The sequence below is a fragment of the Pseudomonas koreensis genome (genome assembly GCF_036668835.1).
Taxonomy (GTDB): Bacteria; Pseudomonadota; Gammaproteobacteria; order Pseudomonadales; family Pseudomonadaceae; genus Aquipseudomonas; species Aquipseudomonas koreensis_I.
In genome coordinates this window covers 267,774-286,808 of sequence record NZ_JAZEVW010000001.1, presented here as the reverse complement: position 1 = coordinate 286,808, position 19,035 = coordinate 267,774, and the positions used below count along the sequence as shown (strand labels likewise).

Sequence of the window (19,035 nt, the reverse complement as noted above, 5' to 3'; positions counted from 1 at the left end):
AAATTACTCGGCGGTATGAGCGGCGATGGTGCAGGCGGGTTTGCCGGCAGCGTATTTAAGACTGGGGTCGACCAGCGCGTCGAAGCGTTTCAGCGCCTCGGAGCCGATCAAAAGCGGATATTGGAACGCACTTCGGTCGGTCAGGTTCACTTCGATGCTGCGCAGCGCCGAACCCATGCAGATATCCAGCTCGATCACCGGACGGGCGGTGTACTTCTTGCCTTCTTCCGGGTCGTAGTCGCCGGCGCGGCGCTTGATCTTGCTGACCCGCGCCAGCGGCCGTTCGATCGGGTGCGAATGCGCGGCATCGATCGCCAGGTAGAAACGTACCCAGGACTCACCGTTGCGTTTGAAGCGTTTGATGTCACGGGCACTCAGCGAGGCGGTTTTCGCCCCGGTGTCGAGTTTGGCCGCGACTTCCAGATTGATGCCGTCAAGCGAAGCGTATTCGTTGAGGCCGTACACGGTTTTTCCCCCCGCGGCGGCGAGGCCGGGCAGGCAGAAAAGGGCAAAAAAGGCGGGATAAGGCTTGAGTCTCATAAATCCTGGTGCGCAGCGTTCCGTGGTCGGTTCAGGCCTTTGGCAATGGTTGCTCAAGACCTTTCGTGTGCCTGGCAGCTTTTTATGACAAGCCGTACAAATGGCCAGCAAATGCGGGCGGCATTCTAGCACGGTGGTTTTATGGCGCCAGCGCTTGCGCCGCTCCGTGGGCGTTGAGCGATTATCCTTGTGGGAGCCCCTGTGGGAGCGAGCTTGCTCTCGAAGGCGGCGTGCCATTCTAAGCAACGTTGACTGACATTCCGCTTTCGCGAGCAAGCTCGCTCCCACATTGCCTGAGTGCCCAGTCGGTTGTGGTTATTAGACGATTGTCGACAATACGTATTTATCCTTTGACTGACGGGGTCTTATTGGCTAGTTTTTGCCGCATTGGATTTAAAGGTGTCGACAATCATGCTGGATCAACTCGATCCCCCGGTCATCAGCGGCGACGATTCGGAAACGCTTTCGGAAAACGTCTTCCGGCGTATTCAGGCGGCCATCGTCAAAGGCGAGATCGCGCCGGGCAGCAAGATCTCCGAACCGGAGCTGGCGCGTACCTACGGCATCAGTCGCGGGCCGTTGCGTGAGGCGATCCATCGTCTGGAAGGCCAGCGCCTGCTGGTGCGCGTGCCGCATGTCGGTGCACGGGTGGTGTCGCTCAGCCACGCCGAACTGCTCGAACTCTATGAGATCCGCGAATCCCTTGAAGGCATGGCCTGCCGGCTGGCCGCCGAGCGCATGAGCGTCGAAGAAATCGACGAACTGCGCCGAGTGCTGGAAACCCACGAGCGCGACGCGGCGTTTCAGGCCGGTGTCGGCTATTACCAGCAGGAAGGCGACTTTGACTTCCATTATCGAATCATCCAGGGCAGCGGCAACCGCACACTCACGCAAATGCTCTGCGGCGAGCTGTACCAACTGGTGCGCATGTACCGCATCCAGTTTTCCACCACGCCGAACCGCCCGCGCCAGGCCTTTGCCGAACACCACCGGATTCTCGATGCCATCGCCGACCGTGACGGTGAGCTCGCCGAATTGTTGATGCGCCGTCACATCGGCGCCTCGAAACGCAACATTGCCCGTCATTACCAGGACGGCGCCCCTAACCAGACAGCCACTGAACGAGGTGAGTCATGAGTTCCAACCCGAACACTCCCGGCCAGCGTTTCCGCGATGCGGTCGCCAGCGAGCACCCTTTGCAGGTGGTCGGCGCGATCAACGCCAACCACGCGCTGCTGGCCAAGCGCGCCGGTTTCAAGGCCATCTACCTGTCCGGTGGCGGGGTGGCCGCAGGTTCGCTCGGCGTGCCGGACCTGGGCATCACCGGTCTTGATGACGTGCTCACCGATGTGCGGCGCATCACCGACGTCTGCGACCTGCCGTTGCTGGTCGACGTGGATACCGGTTTCGGTTCCTCGGCGTTCAATGTCGCGCGTACCGTCAAATCGATGAGCAAGTTCGGCGCGGCGGCGATTCATATCGAGGATCAGGTCGGAGCCAAGCGCTGCGGTCATCGGCCGAACAAAGAGATTGTCAGCCAGCAGGAAATGGTCGACCGCATCAAAGCGGCGGTCGATGCGCGCACCGACGACAGCTTCGTGATCATGGCGCGCACCGATGCGCTGGCGGTGGAAGGGCTGGAATCGGCACTTGATCGCGCCGCCGCGTGCATCGAGGCCGGTGCCGACATGATTTTCCCCGAAGCCATCACTGAGCTGGACATGTACAAGCTGTTCGCCAGCCGCGTGAAAGCGCCCATCCTGGCCAACATCACCGAATTTGGCGCGACGCCGCTGTACACCACCGAGCAACTGGCCGGCGCCGACGTGTCGCTGGTGCTCTATCCACTGTCGGCGTTCCGCGCGATGAACAAGGCTGCGGAAAACGTCTACACCGCGATCCGCCGCGACGGCACGCAACAGAATGTCATCGACACCATGCAGACTCGCATGGAGCTTTACGATCGCATCGACTACCACACCTTCGAGCAGAAGCTCGATGCACTGTTTGCACAGAAGAAAGGCTGATCAAAACCCTGTGGGGGCCTGCTCCCACCTGTTTCCCCTACAAATTCAAGAAAACTGGAGACAACAATGGCCGAAGCAAAAGTACTCAGTGGCGCCGGGCTCCGTGGCCAAGTGGCCGGGCAAACCGCGCTGTCCACCGTGGGCCAGGCCGGTGCCGGGCTGACCTATCGCGGCTACGACGTGCGTGAACTGGCCGCCGACGCGCAATTCGAAGAAGTCGCCTACCTGCTGCTGTACGGCGAACTGCCGACCCAGGCGCAACTCGCCGATTACCAGCAAAAGCTCAGCAAGTTGCGCGACCTGCCGCAAGCCTTGAAGGAAGTGCTCGAACGCATCCCGGCCGATGCCCATCCGATGGACGTGATGCGCACCGGTTGCTCGTTCCTCGGCAACATCGAGCCGGAGAAAGACTTCTCCGAGCAGCGCGACAAGACTGACCGCCTGCTCGCCGCGTTTCCGGCGATCATGTGCTACTGGTATCGCTTCAGTCACGACGGCAAACGCATCGACTGCGTGAGCGAAGAGTCGACCATTGGCGGCCACTTCCTGCATTTGCTGCACGGCAAAAAACCGAGCGAACTGCACGTCAAAGTCATGAACGTGTCGCTGATCCTCTACGCCGAGCACGAATTCAACGCCTCGACCTTCACCGCCCGCGTGTGCGCTTCGACCCTGTCCGATCTGTATTCCTGCGTCACCGCGGCGATCGGTTCGCTGCGCGGCCCGTTGCACGGCGGCGCCAACGAAGCGGCGATGGAAATGATCGAGCGCTTCTCATCGCCGGAAGAGGCAATCAAAGGCACCCTCGGCATGCTCGAGCGCAAGGACAAGATCATGGGCTTCGGCCACGCGATCTATAAGGACAGCGATCCACGCAACGAGGTGATCAAGGGCTGGTCGAAAAAACTGGCTGACGAAGTCGGCGACAAGGTGCTGTTCCCGGTTTCCGAAGCCATCGACAAGACCATGTGGGAGCAGAAAAAGCTGTTCCCGAATGCCGATTTCTACCATGCCTCGGCGTACCACTTCATGGGCATCCCGACCAAGCTGTTCACGCCGATTTTCGTCTGCTCGCGCCTGACCGGCTGGGCCGCGCACGTATTCGAACAGCGCGCCAACAACCGCATCATCCGCCCAAGCGCCGAGTACACCGGCGTCGAACAGCGCAAGTTCGTGCCAATCGAACGTCGCTGAATGGTGAGTGCCAACCATCGGCATTGAAATCACCCAGATCCTGTGGGAGCGAGCTTGCTCGCGAATGCGGTAGATCAGTCGACATTGATGTTGAATGTCAATCCGTCTTCGCGAGCAAGCTCGCTCCCACAGTGGTCGGTGTGAATTTCGAAGTCGGTGCCAGGCCCACCCTTTGAAACTACCGTGACCCGAGTCCTGACCCGATGAACACACCATTTCGTAAAACCCTGCCCGGCAGTCCTCTGGATTATTTCGACGCTCGTGCGGCAGTCGAGGCGATCCAGCCCGGCAGCTACGACACGCTGCCGTACACCTCACGCGTGCTCGCGGAAAACCTCGTGCGGCGCTGCGACCCAGCCACATTGACCGACTCGCTCAAGCAACTGATCGAACGCAAGCGCGACCTCGATTTTCCGTGGTTTCCGGCGCGGGTGGTCTGCCACGACATTCTCGGCCAGACCGCACTGGTCGATCTTGCCGGTCTGCGCGACGCCATCGCCTTGCAGGGCGGCGATCCGGCGCAGGTCAACCCGGTGGTGCCGACGCAACTGATCGTCGACCACTCGCTGGCCGTCGAGGCGGGTGGTTTCGATGCGCAGGCGTTCGAGAAGAACCGCGCCATCGAAGATCGGCGCAACGAGGACCGTTTTCACTTCATCAACTGGACCAAAAAGGCTTTCAAGAACGTTGATGTGATCCCGCCGGGCAACGGCATCATGCACCAGATCAACCTGGAGAAAATGTCTCCGGTGATTCAGGTGCGTGACGGCGTGGCGTTCCCCGACACCTGCGTCGGCACCGACAGCCACACCCCGCACGTCGATGCGCTGGGCGTGATCGCCATCGGCGTCGGCGGTCTCGAAGCCGAAAGCGTGATGCTCGGTCGTGCGTCGTGGATGCGTCTGCCGGAAAGCGTCGGCGTCGAACTGACCGGCAAGCTGCAGCCGGGCATCACCGCCACCGACATGGTCCTGGCGTTGACCGAATACCTGCGCAAACAGAAAGTCGTCGGCGCGTGGCTGGAATTCTTCGGCGAAGGCGCCGCAGCGCTGACCCTCGGCGACCGCGCGACCATCTCCAACATGGCCCCGGAATATGGCGCCACCGCAGCGATGTTCTACATCGACCAGCAGACCATCGATTACCTGAAACTCACTGGCCGTGAAGACCAGCAGGTACAACTGGTCGAGCAATACGCCAAGCTGACTGGCCTATGGGCGGAAAGCCTTAAAGGCGCGCAGTACGAGCGCGGTTTGACCTTTGACCTGTCGTCGGTGGTGCGCAACATGGCCGGGCCGAGCAACCCGCACGCCCGCGTTGCGGTGTCGGACCTGGCCGCCAAGGGCATTTCCGGGCAGTGGGATGACGTGCCGGGGCAAATGCCCGACGGCGCGGTGATCATCGCCGCCATCACCAGTTGCACCAACACCAGCAACCCGCGCAACGTGATTGCTGCGGGCCTGCTCGCGCGCAATGCCAATCGGCTCGGCCTGACTCGCAAACCGTGGGTGAAATCGTCGTTGGCGCCGGGTTCGAAAACCGTGGCGCTGTACCTCGACGAAGCGGGGCTGACCACTGAACTGGAGCAGCTCGGTTTTGGTGTGGTGGCCTTCGCCTGCACCACCTGCAACGGCATGTCCGGCGCGCTCGATCCGGTGATCCAGCAAGAAATCATCGACCGTGATCTGTACGCCACCGCTGTGCTCTCGGGCAACCGCAACTTCGACGGTCGCATCCACCCGTACGCCAAGCAGGCATTCCTCGCTTCGCCGCCGCTGGTGGTCGCTTACGCCATCGCCGGGACCATCCGTTTCGATATCGAAAAGGATGTGCTGGGCATGGTCGATGGCCAGGAAATCCGCTTGAAAGACATCTGGCCGAGCGACGAAGAAATCGATGCGGTGGTCAAGTCCTCGGTCAAACCGGAGCAGTTCCGTCAGGTCTACATCCCGATGTTCGCCGTTCACGAAGACACCGGCCCGAAAGTCGCGCCGCTGTACGAATGGCGCGAGATGAGCACCTATATCCGCCGTCCGCCGTACTGGGAAGGCGCACTGGCCGGCGCCCGTCCACTCAAAGGCATGCGCCCGCTGGCGGTGCTGCCGGACAACATCACCACCGATCACCTGTCGCCGTCCAACGCGATCATGCTCGACAGCGCCGCCGGCGAATACCTGGCGAAAATGGGCCTGCCGGAAGAGGACTTCAACTCTTACGCCACCCACCGTGGCGACCACCTGACCGCGCAGCGCGCAACGTTTGCCAACCCGAAACTGTTCAACGAGATGGTTGTGGAAAACGGCAAGGTCAAGCAGGGTTCGCTGGCGCGCGTCGAGCCGGAAGGCAAAGTGATGCGCATGTGGGAAGCCATCGAAACCTACATGCAGCGCAAGCAGCCGCTGATCATCATTGCCGGCGCCGATTACGGTCAGGGCTCGTCCCGTGACTGGGCGGCGAAAGGCGTGCGGCTGGCCGGTGTCGAGGCGATTGCCGCCGAAGGCTTCGAGCGCATTCACCGCACCAATCTGGTGGGCATGGGCGTGCTGCCGCTGGAATTCAAACCGGGCACCAATCGTCATACGCTGGCGATCGATGGCAGCGAAACCTACGACGTGATCGGCGAGCGTAAACCGCGCGCGGATCTGACGCTGGTGATCCATCGCAAAAACGGCGAGCGGGTGGAAGTGCCAGTGACCTGCCGTCTGGATACCGCTGAAGAAGTGTCGATCTACGAGGCCGGCGGCGTGTTGCAGCGTTTCGCTCAGGACTTCCTCGAAGAGTCGGCGGTTGCCGTTTAAACAGGCTCAATGGCCAAAGGATGATGAGTCCTTTGGCCGCTTTGAAGGAGCAATCATGGCTCACGCACCACAGATCAAGATCCCAGCCACCTACATGCGCGGCGGCACCAGCAAAGGCGTGTTCTTCAGCCTCACGGATCTGCCCGAAGCCGCGCAGGTTCCAGGCCCGGCCCGCGATGCTTTATTGCTGCGGGTGATCGGCAGCCCCGATCCATACGACAAGCAGATCGACGGCATGGGCGGCGCTACTTCAAGCACCAGCAAAACCGTGATCCTGTCAAAAAGCACCCGCGCCGATCACGATGTCGACTACCTGTTCGGTCAGGTCTCGATCGACAAGCCATTCGTGGACTGGAGCGGCAACTGCGGCAACCTGTCAGCGGCGGTCGGTTCGTTTGCCATCAGCAACGGCCTGGTCGACGCCAGCCGCATCCCGCAAAACGGTGTTGCGGTGGTGCGCGTGTGGCAGGCCAACATCGGCAAAACGATTATTGCCCACGTGCCGATCACCAATGGCGAAGTGCAGGAAACCGGTGATTTCGAACTCGATGGCGTGACCTTTCCTGCGGCCGAAGTGCAGGTGGAGTTCATGGACCCGGCGGCGGAAGAAGAGGGCGGCGGCGGCTCGATGTTCCCCACCGGCAATCTGGTCGACGATCTGGAAGTGCCAGGCGTTGGTACGTTCAAGGCGACGCTGATCGATGCCGGCATCCCGACCATTTTCGTCAACGCGGAAGACATCGGCTACACCGGCACTGAACTGCAAGGCGCGATCAACAGCGATCCGAAAGCGCTGCTGATGTTCGAGACGATTCGGGCGTATGGCGCACTGCGCATGGGCCTGATTGCGAACATTGAGGAAGCGGCGAAGCGTCAGCACACTCCGAAAGTGGCGTTTGTCGCCAAGCCTGCGGATTACCTGGCGTCCAGCGGCAAGGCTGTTAACGCAGGCGACGTCGATCTGCTGGTGCGCGCGCTGTCGATGGGCAAATTGCACCACGCGATGATGGGCACGGCCGCAGTGGCGATTGGCACGGCGGCGGCGATTCCCGGCACGCTGGTCAATCTTGCTGCGGGCGGAGTCGAGCGCAACGCCGTGCGCTTTGGCCACCCGTCCGGAACGTTGCGCGTGGGCGCTGAAGCCAGTCTGGAAAACGGCGAGTGGGTGGTGAAGAAAGCCATCATGAGTCGTAGTGCGCGGGTTCTCATGGAAGGCTACGTGCGCGTGCCCGGAGATTCTTTCTGACCCGGTACTTTTCACCCTCACCCCAACCCTCTCCCAGAGGGAGAGGGGGCCGACCGAGGTGTTTTGCGTCAAACATCGACCTGAGAGATCGAGTCGATTATGGATTCAGCGAAGCGTTCGATTCCTGTGATTCTGGATTCAGCGACGTGCTTTCAGGTCGGTGAACCTCAACAGCATCCCCCGATCGGTCCCCTCTCCCCCGGGAGAGGGCTAGGGTGAGGGGCTACCCTCTGACACAACACACAATAACCAGACATCACTCGACCATAACCGCCAAGCCTTTTTGAGGAAGACCCACCACTCACATTCAGAACAGGAAAACCGCCATGAGCGCCAACGTCGATCTGAACAACCGCCCCGACTACGACGATGTCCTGCAGGCCATCGCCGATTACGTCCTCACCTTCAAAACTCCCTCCGCCGAAGCCCTCGACACCGCCCGCAACTGCCTGATGGATACGCTGGGCTGCGGCCTGCTGGCGCTGCGGTTTCCCGAATGCACCAAACACCTCGGCCCGCTCGTCGAGGGTACGATTGTGCCTTTTGGTGCCCGGGTCCCCGGCACCAGCTATCGGCTCGATCCGGTCAAAGCGGCGTGGGACATCGGTTGCATCGTCCGCTGGCTGGATTACAACGACACCTGGCTCGCCGCCGAGTGGGGCCATCCGTCGGACAATCTCGGCGCCATTCTCGCGGTCGCCGATCACTTGTCGCAGAAACGCATCGCCAACGGAGACGCACCGCTGACCATTCGCGACGTGCTCGAAGCGATGATCATGGCCCATGAAATTCAAGGCGTGATCGCTCTGGAAAACTCTTTCAATCGCGTCGGCCTCGATCACGTGATGCTGGTGAAAGTCGCCTCGACCGCTGTCAGCGCCCGACTCATGGGCGCCCATCGCGAGCAATCGCTGTCGGCGCTGTCGCATGCCTTTGCCGACGGTCAGGCGCTGCGCACGTATCGCCATGCGCCCAACGCCGGCTCGCGCAAATCCTGGGCGGCGGGCGATGCGGCGAGTCGTGGTGTGCGTCTGGCTGACATCGCCATGCGCGGCGAGATGGGCATCCCCGGTGTCTTGAGCGCAAAACAGTGGGGCTTTTATGACGTGTCGTTCAGCCACACCAACAACGATCTGGCGCTGAAACCTGCGGACAAACGCGTCTTTAGTTTCTCCCGACCGTTCGGCAGCTACGTGATGGAAAACGTGCTGTTCAAGATCAGTTTTCCTGCCGAATTTCACGCGCAGACCGCCTGCGAAGCGGCGGTGATCCTGCACCCGCAGGTGCGCAATCGTCTGCATGAAATAGACCGGATCGTCATCACAACCCATGAATCGGCGATTCGTATCATCTCCAAGGTCGGCCCGCTGGCCAATGCCGCCGACCGCGATCACTGCCTGCAGTACATGACGGCGGTGCCGCTGGCGTTCGGCAATCTGGTTGCCGAGCAATACGAAGACGATTTTCATCGAGCGCATCCGGTCATCGACGTGCTGCGCGAGAAAATGGTCATCGTTGAAGAGCCGCGTTTCAGTCGCGAATACCTTGAGCCCGACAAGCGCTCGATTGCCAATGCCGTGCAGGTGTTTTTCAAGGACGGCAGCAGCACCGACAACGTGCTGGTGGAATACCCGCTCGGCCATCGGCGCCGCCGGGCTGAGGGGATTCCGTTGCTGGAGGACAAGTTCAGGGCCAACCTGGCGACGCGTTTTGTCGGGCAGCGTTGCGCTGAGATTGTTGCCTTGTGCAAGGATCAGGCGCAGCTGGAAAGCACCCCGGTGAATCGATTCATCGACCTGTTCGTGATCTGACAGACCGCGTTATCGTTCATCGCGGGCAAGCCCGCTCCCACAGGTTATTAAGCGTTCACGAATTCGTGTTCGCCACAAATCCCTGTGGGAGCGGGCTTGCCCGCGAAGGCGTCAGGTCAGGCACCGCAAAACCTACTTGAAGCGCCGCTCAACCCCTTTCTCCACCAGAATCTTCGCGGAAATTTCCTCCACGGAAAAATGCGTGGAATTGATGTGCGGGATGTTTTCGCGGCGGAACAGGTTTTCCACTTCGCGCACTTCGAACTCGCACTGGGCGTAGCTCGAATAGCGGCTGTTGGGCTTGCGCTCGTTGCGGATGGCGGTGAGGCGGTCCGGGTCGATCGTCAGGCCGAACAGCTTGTGCTGATGGGCGCGCAGGGCGGTCGGCAGGGTCAGGCGTTCCATATCGTCTTCGGTCAACGGATAGTTGGCCGCGCGGATGCCGAACTGCATCGCCATATACAGACACGTCGGCGTTTTGCCGCATCGCGACACGCCGACTAGTATCAGATCGGCTTTGTCGTAATAGTGGGTGCGCGCGCCGTCATCGTTATCGAGGGCAAAGTTCACCGCCTCGATGCGCTCCATGTAATTGGAGTTGTGCCCGATTGAATGCGACTTGCCGACGGTGTACGACGAGTGCTCGGTCAGTTCCTGTTCGAGCGGGGCGAGGAAGGTCGAGAAAATGTCGATCATGAAACCATTGGACGTTGCGAGAATCTCACGAATGTCCTGATTGACGATGGTGTCGAAGATGATCGGCCGAAAGCCGTCGGTTTCAGCGGCTTTGTTGATTTGTTGTACCATGGCCCGCGCTTTTTCAACGCTGTCGATGTACGGCCGCGTGAACTTGCTGAAGGTAATGTTTTCGAACTGCGCCAGAAGACTTTGACCCAGGGTTTCGGCAGTGATGCCGGTGCCATCGGAGATGAAGAAAGCAGATCGTTTCATTTGCACCTTGGGCCTTAAGTTAATTGACGCTCTTGGATATGATAGGCGCGATTTGTCGGCCGCGATTGGCCCGCATTCTCACTTATTTTCCAGGTCCAGGCCATACAGCCGGCCAAGGCTCCCCCGGGCCGCCGGCTTCTGAGCTTTTCCAACACAGTTAGTGGAGAGATCACCTTGGTAGAGTACGTAGTTTCCCTCGATAAGCTCGGCAAACACGATGTTGAGCATGTGGGGGGCAAGAACGCATCCCTGGGCGAGATGATCAGTAACCTGGCAGGCGCCGGTGTTTCGGTCCCCGGCGGCTTCGCCACGACGGCTCAGGCCTATCGTGACTTCCTCGAACTGAGCGGCCTGAACGAGCAGATCCACCAGGCCCTCGACGCGCTCGACGTCGACGACGTCAATGCCCTGGCCAAGACCGGCGCGCAGATCCGCCAATGGATCATGGACGCCGAATTCCCCGAAAAACTCAACGCCGAGATCCGCACCGCATTCGCCGCGCTGTCGGCCGGCAATCCTGATGTAGCCGTGGCTGTGCGTTCTTCCGCCACCGCCGAAGACCTGCCGGACGCGTCCTTTGCCGGTCAGCAGGAAACCTTCCTGAACATCCGTGGCGTGGAAAACGTCATCCGCGCCGCCAAAGAGGTGTTCGCTTCGCTGTTCAACGACCGTGCGATTTCCTACCGCGTGCACCAGGGCTTCGACCACAAACTGGTCGCCCTGTCGGCCGGCGTGCAGCGCATGGTGCGTTCGGAAACCGGCACCGCCGGTGTGATGTTCACCCTCGATACCGAATCGGGCTTCCGTGACGTGGTGTTCATCACCGGCGCCTACGGCCTGGGCGAAACCGTCGTACAAGGCGCGGTCAACCCGGACGAATTCTACGTACACAAAGGCACCCTGGAGGCCGGTCGTCCGGCGATCCTGCGGCGCAACCTCGGCAGCAAAGCGATCAAGATGATCTACGGCGACGAGGCCAAGGCCGGTCGTTCGGTCAAGACCGTCGATGTCGACAAGGCTGAGCGCGCGCGTTTCTGCCTGACCGACGCTGAAGTCAGCGAACTGGCCAAGCAGGCGATGATCATCGAGAAGCACTACGGCTGCCCGATGGACATCGAGTGGGCCAAGGACGGTGACGACGGCAAGCTGTACATCGTGCAGGCGCGTCCGGAAACCGTGAAAAGCCGCACCCAGGCCAACGTCATGGAACGTTACCTGCTGAAAGAAACCGGCACCGTGCTGGTGGAAGGTCGCGCCATCGGCCAGCGCATCGGCGCCGGCAAAGTGCGGATCATCAAAGACGTTTCCGAGATGGACAAGGTCCAGCCGGGCGACGTGCTGGTGTCCGACATGACCGACCCGGATTGGGAACCGGTGATGAAGCGCGCCAGCGCCATCGTCACCAACCGTGGCGGGCGTACCTGCCACGCGGCGATCATCGCTCGCGAACTGGGCATTCCAGCGGTCGTCGGTTGCGGCAACGCCACCCAGCTGCTGAAGGATGGCCAGGGCGTGACCGTGTCCTGCGCCGAAGGCGACACCGGTTACATCTTCGAAGGCGAACTGGGCTTCGACATCAAGAAGAACTCCGTCGACGCCATGCCGGAGCTGCCGTTCAAGATCATGATGAACGTCGGCAACCCGGACCGCGCCTTCGACTTCGCGCAACTGCCGAACGCCGGTGTGGGCCTGGCCCGTCTGGAATTCATCATCAACCGCATGATCGGCGTCCACCCCAAAGCGCTGTTGAACTACGACGGTCTGCCGCAGGAGATCAAGGAAAGCGTCGACAAGCGCATCGCCGGTTACGACGATCCGGTCGGTTTCTATGTCGAGAAACTGGTCGAAGGCATCAGCACCCTAGCGGCCGCGTTCGCACCGAAAAAAGTCATCGTGCGTCTGTCGGACTTCAAGTCCAACGAATACGCCAACCTGATCGGCGGCAAGCTCTACGAGCCGGAAGAAGAAAACCCGATGCTGGGCTTCCGTGGCGCTTCGCGTTACATCAGCGAATCGTTCCGCGACTGCTTCGAACTCGAATGCCGCGCGCTGAAGCGTGTGCGCAACGAGATGGGCCTGACCAACGTCGAAATCATGGTGCCGTTCGTCCGTACCCTTGGCGAAGCCAGCCAGGTAGTGGACCTGCTTGCCGAAAACGGCCTGGCCCGTGGCGACAACGGTCTGCGCGTGATCATGATGTGCGAATTGCCATCGAACGCGATTCTGGCTGACGAATTCCTTGAGTTCTTCGACGGCTTTTCGATCGGTTCCAACGACCTGACTCAGTTGACCCTGGGTCTGGACCGCGATTCCGGTATCATCGCGCACCTGTTCGACGAGCGTAATCCGGCGGTCAAGAAGCTGCTGGCCAACGCGATTCAGGCCTGCAACAAGGCCGGCAAGTACATCGGTATCTGCGGTCAGGGCCCTTCGGACCATCCGGACCTGGCCAAGTGGCTGATGGAGCAGGGCATCGAAAGCGTGTCGCTGAACCCGGACAGCGTGCTGGAAACCTGGTTCTTCCTCGCCGAAGGTCAGGCCCAGGCTTGATAGATATGTAACGGCCCGCTTCCCCTGTAGGAGTGAGCCTGCTCGCGAAGACGGACCAACATTCATCATGGATGTTGACTGATTCACCGCTTTCGCGAGCAGGCTCGCTCCCACACAGGGTCGGGCCTTTTGATTGAAGTAGGGCGGGCTCTTGTAGATGCCGCCCTTTTTTGTGCAAGAGCATTATGCAAAGCAGCAGCAATCTGTTTCCTGTCGCCCTGATCAGCGCCGAGCGGCGCGGCGATCTGAGCGAAGATGTGTATCGACTCAAACCCGGCAACAGCCCCGATTGGTCTGTGGAAATCGCCGTCACCCGCCTGGGCATGGCCGACGACTCGGCGCCGCGTGGTGTGCCGGTGATTCTGCTGCACGGCAGTTTTTCCAATCGGCGCTTCTGGTTCTCACCCAAAGGCCTGGGCTTGGGCGCGTATTTGACGCGCCTGGGTTTCGACGTGTGGATTGCGGAGATGCGCGGCCACGGTCTGTCGCAGCGTAACGAAGACTATCGGCGCAACCGGGTCGCCGACTATGCGCGTTACGATCTGCCGGCGATTGCCGCGTTCGTCCGTGAGCAAAGTGGGCAGATTCCGCACTGGATTGGCCATTCGCTGGGCGGCATTACCCTGGCGGCGGCGCTGGGCGGCGAATATCTCGGCGAACCGGCGGTGGCGTCGGCGGCGTTTTTCGGCACGCAGGTCAGCCGCACGTACTGGCCGCTGAAGATCCCGCCGCTGGAGTGGGGCAGTCGCTTTATTCTCAAGCGTTTCGCTCAGTTGTCCGGTTCACGCCTGCGACGCGGCCCGGAAGACGAACCGATCGGTCTCGCCATCGAAAGCATGCGCTGGTACGGCTTGTTCGGCCGCTTTGGCGACAAGGACAAGGATTGGTGGGCCGGGCTCGCCGATGTTCGGGTGCCAGTACTGGCGGTGACGGCGGCGGGCGATCATCAGGATCCGGCGTGGGCCTGCCGCAAGTTGTTCGAGCAGATCGGTTCCGAGCACAAGCAGTTCGTCAATCTGGGACGCGAGCAGGGTTTCAGCAACAATTTCGGCCATGTCGAAATGCTGGTGAGCAAAGCGGCACAGGCAGAAGTGTGGCCACTGGTGGCGCGCTGGCTGAACGATCAGCAGACGCCATTGCTGGCGCAAGCGGCGGATCTGGCCGCTGCGGTGTAAGGGACGTTTCGTTCGGCCGGGCTTACGGCTAAGATATGACGCATTGTGCGGTTCTGGTCATATTTTGCGGCTGTTTAGCGATTACGTTTCAGGCTGTGTTCAGGTTCGCTCAGCGACCATGGCGTGGGCTAAGGTAAACAGCGACTGGCCGAACTCGTCTCATCAGAATGCGGCATCCTTGATCGTCTTGCTTTTTACAGGAGTTTTTCGATGAACCATTACCTTACGCCTGACCTGTGCGACGCCTATCCGGAGCTGGTGCAGGTGCTGGAACCGATGTTCAGCAATTTCGGCGGCCGGGATTCCTTCGGCGGCGAAATTGTGACCATCAAATGCTTCGAAGACAACTCGCTGGTCAAGGAACAGGCCGAACTCGACGGCACCGGCAAAGTGCTGGTGGTCGACGGCGGTGGCTCGCTGCGCCGTGCGCTGTTGGGCGACATGATTGCCGAGAAGGCTGCAAAAAACGGTTGGGAAGGCATGGTGATCTACGGTTGCATCCGTGACGTCGATGTCTTGGCTCAAACCGATCTCGGTGTGCAGGCGCTGGCCAGCCACCCGATGAAGACTGAGAAACGTGGCATCGGCGACCTCAATGTCGCGGTGACCTTCGCCGGCGTGACCTTCCATCCGGGCCACTATATCTATGCGGACAACAACGGCGTGATCGTTTCGCCGAGTCCGCTGCAGATGCCTGAATAAGCTGTTCGACAAAGGGATGCGGATGTTCGAGGAAGAAAACGCGCAGTGGGGGCTGGTGCATGCCCTGGTGCTGGACGGTAAGGGCGGTGCGCGTTCGATAGCCCGGACGGAACTTGACGATCTGCAGCTGCAGGCGCACGAAAGCCTGTGGCTGCATTGGGATCGCAGTCATCCGCAGACCCAGACCTGGCTGCGCAAATCCAGCGGACTCAACGAGTTCACCTGCGACCTGCTGCTGGAAGAGAACACTCGACCACGCCTGTTGCCGCTGCCCGAGTCCGAATTGCTGCTGTTTTTGCGCGGAGTCAACCTCAATCCGGGCGCCGAGCCGGAAGACATGGTATCGGTGCGGATTTTCGCTTCAGCACAACGGGTGATCTCCCTGCGTTTGCGGCCATTGCGCGCCACCGATGAATTGCTTGCGCAATTGGCTGACGGCAAAGGCCCGAAGACGTCATCAGAACTGATCCTTTATCTGGCGCAGTTCCTCACCAACAAAGTGCAGGATCTGGTCACTTGCCTCTCGGAAATCGCCGATGAGGAAGAAGAAAAAATGGATGCCGACGAACGGTATACCCCCGAGCATGGCTCGGTTTTGCACATCCGGCGTCGAGCGGCCGGGCTCAAACGTTTTCTCGCGCCACAGCGGGACATTTTCGGCCAGCTGACGCGGATAAAACTGCCATGGTTTGTCGATGACGATGCTGATTACTGGAACGAACTGAACAACAGCCTGACTCGCTATCTGGAAGAGCTGGAATTGACCCGGGAGCGCGTGGGGCTTGTGCTGGAGGCCGAAGACCGGCGGTTGAGCGTGCGTATGAACCGCACGATGTATCGCTTCGGGATCATCACCTGCATCTTTTTGCCGATGAGTTTTTTCACCGGTCTGCTGGGTATCAATGTCGGCGGCATTCCGTTCGCCGAAAGCCCTTATGGTTTCCTGATCGCCTGCTTGACGGTGCTCGCCATGGCCCTGGGCCAGTGGTGGTTGTTCCGTCGTTTGCGCTGGGTATGAAGAGGCCGCATGTGACCCGACCAAATCTGCCCGCGTCTTTCACAGACATCACGAGAGGTGCGTATGCACGATCCGTTTGAACAGTCTTTGCGCGACATGCTCAACGCCTCGCCGTCCAGCCGCGACGACGATGCCTGCCTGGGCCGCGTACTCAAAACCGCTAACCGCCAGGTCGGCGCCGGTGATTTGTTCAGTCTGCTGGGCCGCTGGCTGCCCGCGCTGATGATCGCCCTGAACAATGGCTCGGCGCATGTTTCGCCGGTTTCCCGTCTTCGTAAACCTGCTGTTCGCACTGCTGATAAGGCTGATTGAATATGGAACTTGATCTCTGGACTCAGAGCCTCGTCACTGCAATGACCGCGTTGTGGACCAAAGTCGCTAATTTCATTCCGAACCTGTTCGGCGCACTGGTTGTGCTGCTGTTGGGTTTCGTCGTGGCCAAGTTGCTCGACACCTTGCTCTCCAAGTTGCTGGCAAAATTGGGCCTTGATCGCCTGATGGGCGGCACCGGTCTGACCAAGCTGATGTCGCGTGCCGGGCTGCAAGTGCCGATCTCGACCCTGATCGGTAAAATCGTTTACTGGTTCGTTCTGCTGATTTTTCTGGTTTCTGCAGCAGAATCCCTTGGCCTTGAGCGAGTTTCAGCTACGCTGGACATGCTGGCGCTGTATTTACCAAAAGTCTTCGGCGCTGCGCTGGTGTTGCTGGTCGGTGTCTTGCTCGCGCAACTGGCCAACGGCCTGGTGCGCGGGGCGGCGGAAGGCGTAGGCCTGGACTACGCTTCGGGGCTGGGGCGAATCGCGCAGGGGCTGGTGATCATCATCAGTATCTCGGTGGCGATCAGTCAGCTCGAGGTCAAGACCGACCTGCTGAACCATGTGATTGTGATCGTATTGATTACCGTTGGTCTGGCAGTTGCGCTGGCCATGGGGTTGGGAAGCCGGGAAATTGCCGGTCAGATTCTTGCGGGAATCTATGTGCGTGAGTTGTACGAGGTTGGGCAACAAGTGCGTGTTGGCGAGGTCGAAGGCCAGATCGAAGAGATCGGCACGGTTAAAACCACATTGCTGACCGATGAGGGTGAGCTAGTCTCTCTCTCCAATCGGATCCTGCTGGAACAGCATGTGAGTAGCCGCTAAACCGGCAAACCCTGCTAATGTATGCCGCCGCAAATTGCCAGCCAAGGCTGGCTGCGGTGGACATTGACCTGACTGTCGGCACGACTTGTTTTGAATAAAGCCCAAACGCTATCCACGCGCTACGACCCCCGCGAGCTCTCTGACGAGGAGTTGGTTGCGCGCTCGCACACCGAGCTTTTTCACGTAACGCGCGCTTACGAAGAATTGATGCGGCGTTACCAGCGAACATTATTTAATGTCTGTGCGAGATATCTTGGGAACGATCGCGACGCAGACGATGTCTGTCAGGAAGTGATGCTGAAGGTGCTGTATGGCCTGAAGAACTTCGAGGGGAAATCGAAGTTCAAAACCTGGCTTTACAGCATCACTTACAACGAATGCATCACGCAGTATCGGAAGGAACGGCGTAAGCGTCGCTTGATGGACGCTCTCAGCCTCGACCCTCTTGAAGAAGCGTCTGAAGAAAAGGCGCCGAAACCGGAGGAGAAGGGTGGGCTTGATCGCTGGCTGGTGTATGTGAATCCGATTGACCGCGAAATTCTGGTGCTACGATTTGTCGCAGAGCTGGAGTTTCAGGAGATCGCAGACATCATGCACATGGGTTTGAGTGCGACAAAAATGCGTTACAAACGCGCTCTAGATAAATTGCGTGAGAAATTTGCAGGCATTGCTGAAACTTAGTTCAGCGCAAATATCTCTTACGTGTAGGCAAGTTCTGATAGACTTGCCGCCGAGTTGTCCCCCGGTTTGCGGGACTGCTTCACAATCACCAGATGGGGATTTAACGGATGAAACTGAAAAACACCTTGGGCTTGGCCATTGGTTCTCTGATTGCCGCCACTTCGTTCGGCGCTCTGGCACAAGGCCAAGGCGCAGTTGAAATCGAAGGCTTCGCCAAGAAAGAACAATTCGACAGCGCTCGTAACTTCAAGAACAACGGCAACCTGTTCGGCGGTTCGATCGGTTACTTCCTGACCGACGACGTAGAACTGCGTCTGGGCTACGACGAAGTGCACAACGTACGTGCCGACGATGGCAAGAACGTCAAAGGCGCTAACACCGCTCTGGACGCTCTGTACCACTTCAACAACCCAGGCGACATGATTCGTCCATACGTTTCGGCCGGTTTCTCTGACCAGAGCATCGACCAGAACGGTTCGAACGGTCGTAACCGTTCCACCTTCGCCAACGTTGGCGGCGGTGCCAAGCTGTACTTCACCGAGAACTTCTACGCCCGTGCTGGCGTTGAAGCTCAATACAACATCGACCAGGGCGACACCGAGTGGGCTCCTAGCGTCGGTATCGGTGTGAACTTCGGTGGCGGCTCCAAGCCTGCTGCTGCTCCAGTTCCAGCACCAGCTGAAGTCTGCTCCGACAGCGACAACGATGGCGTTTGCGACAACGTTGACAAGTGCCCGGACACCCCAGCCAACGTAACTGTTGACGCTGATGGCTGCCCAGCAGTTGCTGAAGTTGTTCGTGTTGAGCTGGACGTGAAATTCGACTTCGACAAGTCGGTCGTCAAGCCAAACAGCTACGGCGACATCAAGAACCTGGCTGACTTCATGAAGCAGTACCCATCCACCACCACTACTGTTGAAGGTCACACTGACTCCGTCGGTCCTGACGCTTACAACCAGAAACTGTCCGAGCGTCGTGCAAACGCCGTTAAGCAAGTTCTGACCAACCAGTACGGTGTTGAATCGTCCCGCGTTCAGTCTGTTGGCTACGGCGAATCCCGCCCAGTTGCTGACAACAAAACTGACGCTGGCCGCGCTGTTAACCGTCGCGTAGAAGCGCAGGTTGAAGCTCAAGCTAAGTAATTAGCTGCCGCTCTGAGAAAAGCCCGGCTTAGGCCGGGCTTTTCTTTGTCTGCGATTTGGT

16 protein-coding genes are annotated in these 19,035 nt (G+C 59.7%); 14 read left to right on the top strand and 2 right to left on the bottom strand.

Annotation, left to right across the window (positions count from 1 at the left end; genetic code table 11):
• Window positions 1–3: 3 nt before the first annotated feature.
• Window positions 4–540: an ATP-dependent zinc protease gene (locus tag V6F91_RS01115; RefSeq protein WP_332761710.1), complete on the bottom strand. Its 537-nt coding sequence runs from the start codon at window positions 538–540 to the stop codon at window positions 4–6.
• A 414-nt stretch (window positions 541–954) separates the two neighbouring features.
• Between V6F91_RS01115 and V6F91_RS01110 the strand changes: the two genes are divergently transcribed.
• From V6F91_RS01110 to prpD, 6 genes are all read left to right on the top strand, one after another.
• Window positions 955–1,677 carry a GntR family transcriptional regulator gene (locus V6F91_RS01110; protein ID WP_332762841.1) on the top strand — a complete coding sequence of 241 codons (723 nt, stop codon included), beginning with the start codon at window positions 955–957 and terminating at the stop codon, window positions 1,675–1,677.
• Window positions 1,674–2,567, top strand: a complete 894-nt coding sequence (gene prpB, locus V6F91_RS01105; protein WP_203421366.1) for a methylisocitrate lyase — start codon at window positions 1,674–1,676, stop codon at window positions 2,565–2,567. Before V6F91_RS01110 ends, prpB begins: the two co-directional genes overlap by 4 nt.
• A gap of 66 nt (window positions 2,568–2,633) precedes the next feature.
• On the top strand, window positions 2,634–3,761 hold the full coding sequence (gene prpC / locus V6F91_RS01100) for a bifunctional 2-methylcitrate synthase/citrate synthase (protein WP_332761708.1): 1,128 nt from the start codon (window positions 2,634–2,636) through the stop codon (window positions 3,759–3,761).
• Between the two features lie 203 nt (window positions 3,762–3,964).
• Window positions 3,965–6,559 (top strand): Fe/S-dependent 2-methylisocitrate dehydratase AcnD, encoded by a 2,595-nt coding sequence (acnD, locus tag V6F91_RS01095; protein WP_332761706.1) that lies wholly within the window; start codon window positions 3,965–3,967, stop codon window positions 6,557–6,559.
• A gap of 55 nt (window positions 6,560–6,614) precedes the next feature.
• Window positions 6,615–7,805 carry a 2-methylaconitate cis-trans isomerase PrpF gene (prpF, locus tag V6F91_RS01090; RefSeq protein WP_332761705.1) on the top strand — a complete coding sequence of 397 codons (1,191 nt, stop codon included), beginning with the start codon at window positions 6,615–6,617 and terminating at the stop codon, window positions 7,803–7,805.
• A 326-nt stretch (window positions 7,806–8,131) separates the two neighbouring features.
• Window positions 8,132–9,616: a 2-methylcitrate dehydratase gene (gene prpD / locus V6F91_RS01085; RefSeq protein WP_332761703.1), complete on the top strand. Its 1,485-nt coding sequence runs from the start codon at window positions 8,132–8,134 to the stop codon at window positions 9,614–9,616.
• 132 nt (window positions 9,617–9,748) lie between these two features.
• On the opposite strand, the gene ppsR is transcribed toward prpD, so the two are convergent.
• Complete coding sequence (ppsR, locus tag V6F91_RS01080; protein WP_016773826.1) at window positions 9,749–10,567, bottom strand: posphoenolpyruvate synthetase regulatory kinase/phosphorylase PpsR; 819 nt, start codon at window positions 10,565–10,567, stop codon at window positions 9,749–9,751.
• Between the two features lie 174 nt (window positions 10,568–10,741).
• On the opposite strand from ppsR, the gene ppsA reads away from it, so the two are divergent.
• From ppsA to V6F91_RS01040, 8 genes are all read left to right on the top strand, one after another.
• Complete coding sequence (gene ppsA, locus V6F91_RS01075; RefSeq protein WP_332761701.1) at window positions 10,742–13,117, top strand: phosphoenolpyruvate synthase; 2,376 nt, start codon at window positions 10,742–10,744, stop codon at window positions 13,115–13,117.
• 185 nt (window positions 13,118–13,302) lie between these two features.
• Window positions 13,303–14,292: an alpha/beta fold hydrolase gene (locus V6F91_RS01070; protein ID WP_332761699.1), complete on the top strand. Its 990-nt coding sequence runs from the start codon at window positions 13,303–13,305 to the stop codon at window positions 14,290–14,292.
• A 210-nt stretch (window positions 14,293–14,502) separates the two neighbouring features.
• Window positions 14,503–14,994 carry a ribonuclease E activity regulator RraA gene (gene rraA, locus V6F91_RS01065; RefSeq protein ID WP_332761697.1) on the top strand — a complete coding sequence of 164 codons (492 nt, stop codon included), beginning with the start codon at window positions 14,503–14,505 and terminating at the stop codon, window positions 14,992–14,994.
• A 22-nt stretch (window positions 14,995–15,016) separates the two neighbouring features.
• Complete coding sequence (locus V6F91_RS01060; RefSeq protein WP_332761695.1) at window positions 15,017–16,012, top strand: zinc transporter ZntB; 996 nt, start codon at window positions 15,017–15,019, stop codon at window positions 16,010–16,012.
• Window positions 16,013–16,075: 63 nt separating this feature from the next.
• Window positions 16,076–16,324: a CrfX protein gene (locus V6F91_RS01055; protein WP_090282551.1), complete on the top strand. Its 249-nt coding sequence runs from the start codon at window positions 16,076–16,078 to the stop codon at window positions 16,322–16,324.
• A 2-nt stretch (window positions 16,325–16,326) separates the two neighbouring features.
• The gene (locus V6F91_RS01050) at window positions 16,327–17,151 is read left to right on the top strand and encodes a mechanosensitive ion channel family protein (RefSeq protein ID WP_016773831.1); all 825 of its coding nucleotides are present in this window, start codon (window positions 16,327–16,329) and stop codon (window positions 17,149–17,151) included.
• Window positions 17,152–17,241: 90 nt separating this feature from the next.
• Window positions 17,242–17,832 carry an RNA polymerase sigma factor SigX gene (sigX, locus tag V6F91_RS01045; protein WP_011333251.1) on the top strand — a complete coding sequence of 197 codons (591 nt, stop codon included), beginning with the start codon at window positions 17,242–17,244 and terminating at the stop codon, window positions 17,830–17,832.
• Window positions 17,833–17,939: 107 nt separating this feature from the next.
• Window positions 17,940–18,974, top strand: a complete 1,035-nt coding sequence (locus tag V6F91_RS01040) for an OmpA family protein (RefSeq protein ID WP_016773833.1) — start codon at window positions 17,940–17,942, stop codon at window positions 18,972–18,974.
• The last annotated feature ends 61 nt before the right edge of the window (window positions 18,975–19,035 follow it).

What these genes read in the sequence shown, in the direction of transcription:
- V6F91_RS01115 (WP_332761710.1), bottom strand. Translation starts at nt 540, where the DNA reads ATGAGACTCAAGCCTTATCCCGCCTTTTTTGCCCTTTTCTGCCTGCCC.
- prpB (WP_203421366.1), top strand. Translation starts at nt 1,674, where the DNA reads ATGAGTTCCAACCCGAACACTCCCGGCCAGCGTTTCCGCGATGCGGTC.
- prpC (WP_332761708.1), top strand. Translation starts at nt 2,634, where the DNA reads ATGGCCGAAGCAAAAGTACTCAGTGGCGCCGGGCTCCGTGGCCAAGTG.
- acnD (WP_332761706.1), top strand. Translation starts at nt 3,965, where the DNA reads ATGAACACACCATTTCGTAAAACCCTGCCCGGCAGTCCTCTGGATTAT.
- prpF (WP_332761705.1), top strand. Translation starts at nt 6,615, where the DNA reads ATGGCTCACGCACCACAGATCAAGATCCCAGCCACCTACATGCGCGGC.
- prpD (WP_332761703.1), top strand. Translation starts at nt 8,132, where the DNA reads ATGAGCGCCAACGTCGATCTGAACAACCGCCCCGACTACGACGATGTC.
- ppsR (WP_016773826.1), bottom strand. Translation starts at nt 10,567, where the DNA reads ATGAAACGATCTGCTTTCTTCATCTCCGATGGCACCGGCATCACTGCC.
- V6F91_RS01070 (WP_332761699.1), top strand. Translation starts at nt 13,303, where the DNA reads ATGCAAAGCAGCAGCAATCTGTTTCCTGTCGCCCTGATCAGCGCCGAG.
- rraA (WP_332761697.1), top strand. Translation starts at nt 14,503, where the DNA reads ATGAACCATTACCTTACGCCTGACCTGTGCGACGCCTATCCGGAGCTG.
- V6F91_RS01060 (WP_332761695.1), top strand. Translation starts at nt 15,017, where the DNA reads ATGTTCGAGGAAGAAAACGCGCAGTGGGGGCTGGTGCATGCCCTGGTG.
- V6F91_RS01055 (WP_090282551.1), top strand. Translation starts at nt 16,076, where the DNA reads ATGCACGATCCGTTTGAACAGTCTTTGCGCGACATGCTCAACGCCTCG.
- V6F91_RS01050 (WP_016773831.1), top strand. Translation starts at nt 16,327, where the DNA reads ATGGAACTTGATCTCTGGACTCAGAGCCTCGTCACTGCAATGACCGCG.
- V6F91_RS01040 (WP_016773833.1), top strand. Translation starts at nt 17,940, where the DNA reads ATGAAACTGAAAAACACCTTGGGCTTGGCCATTGGTTCTCTGATTGCC.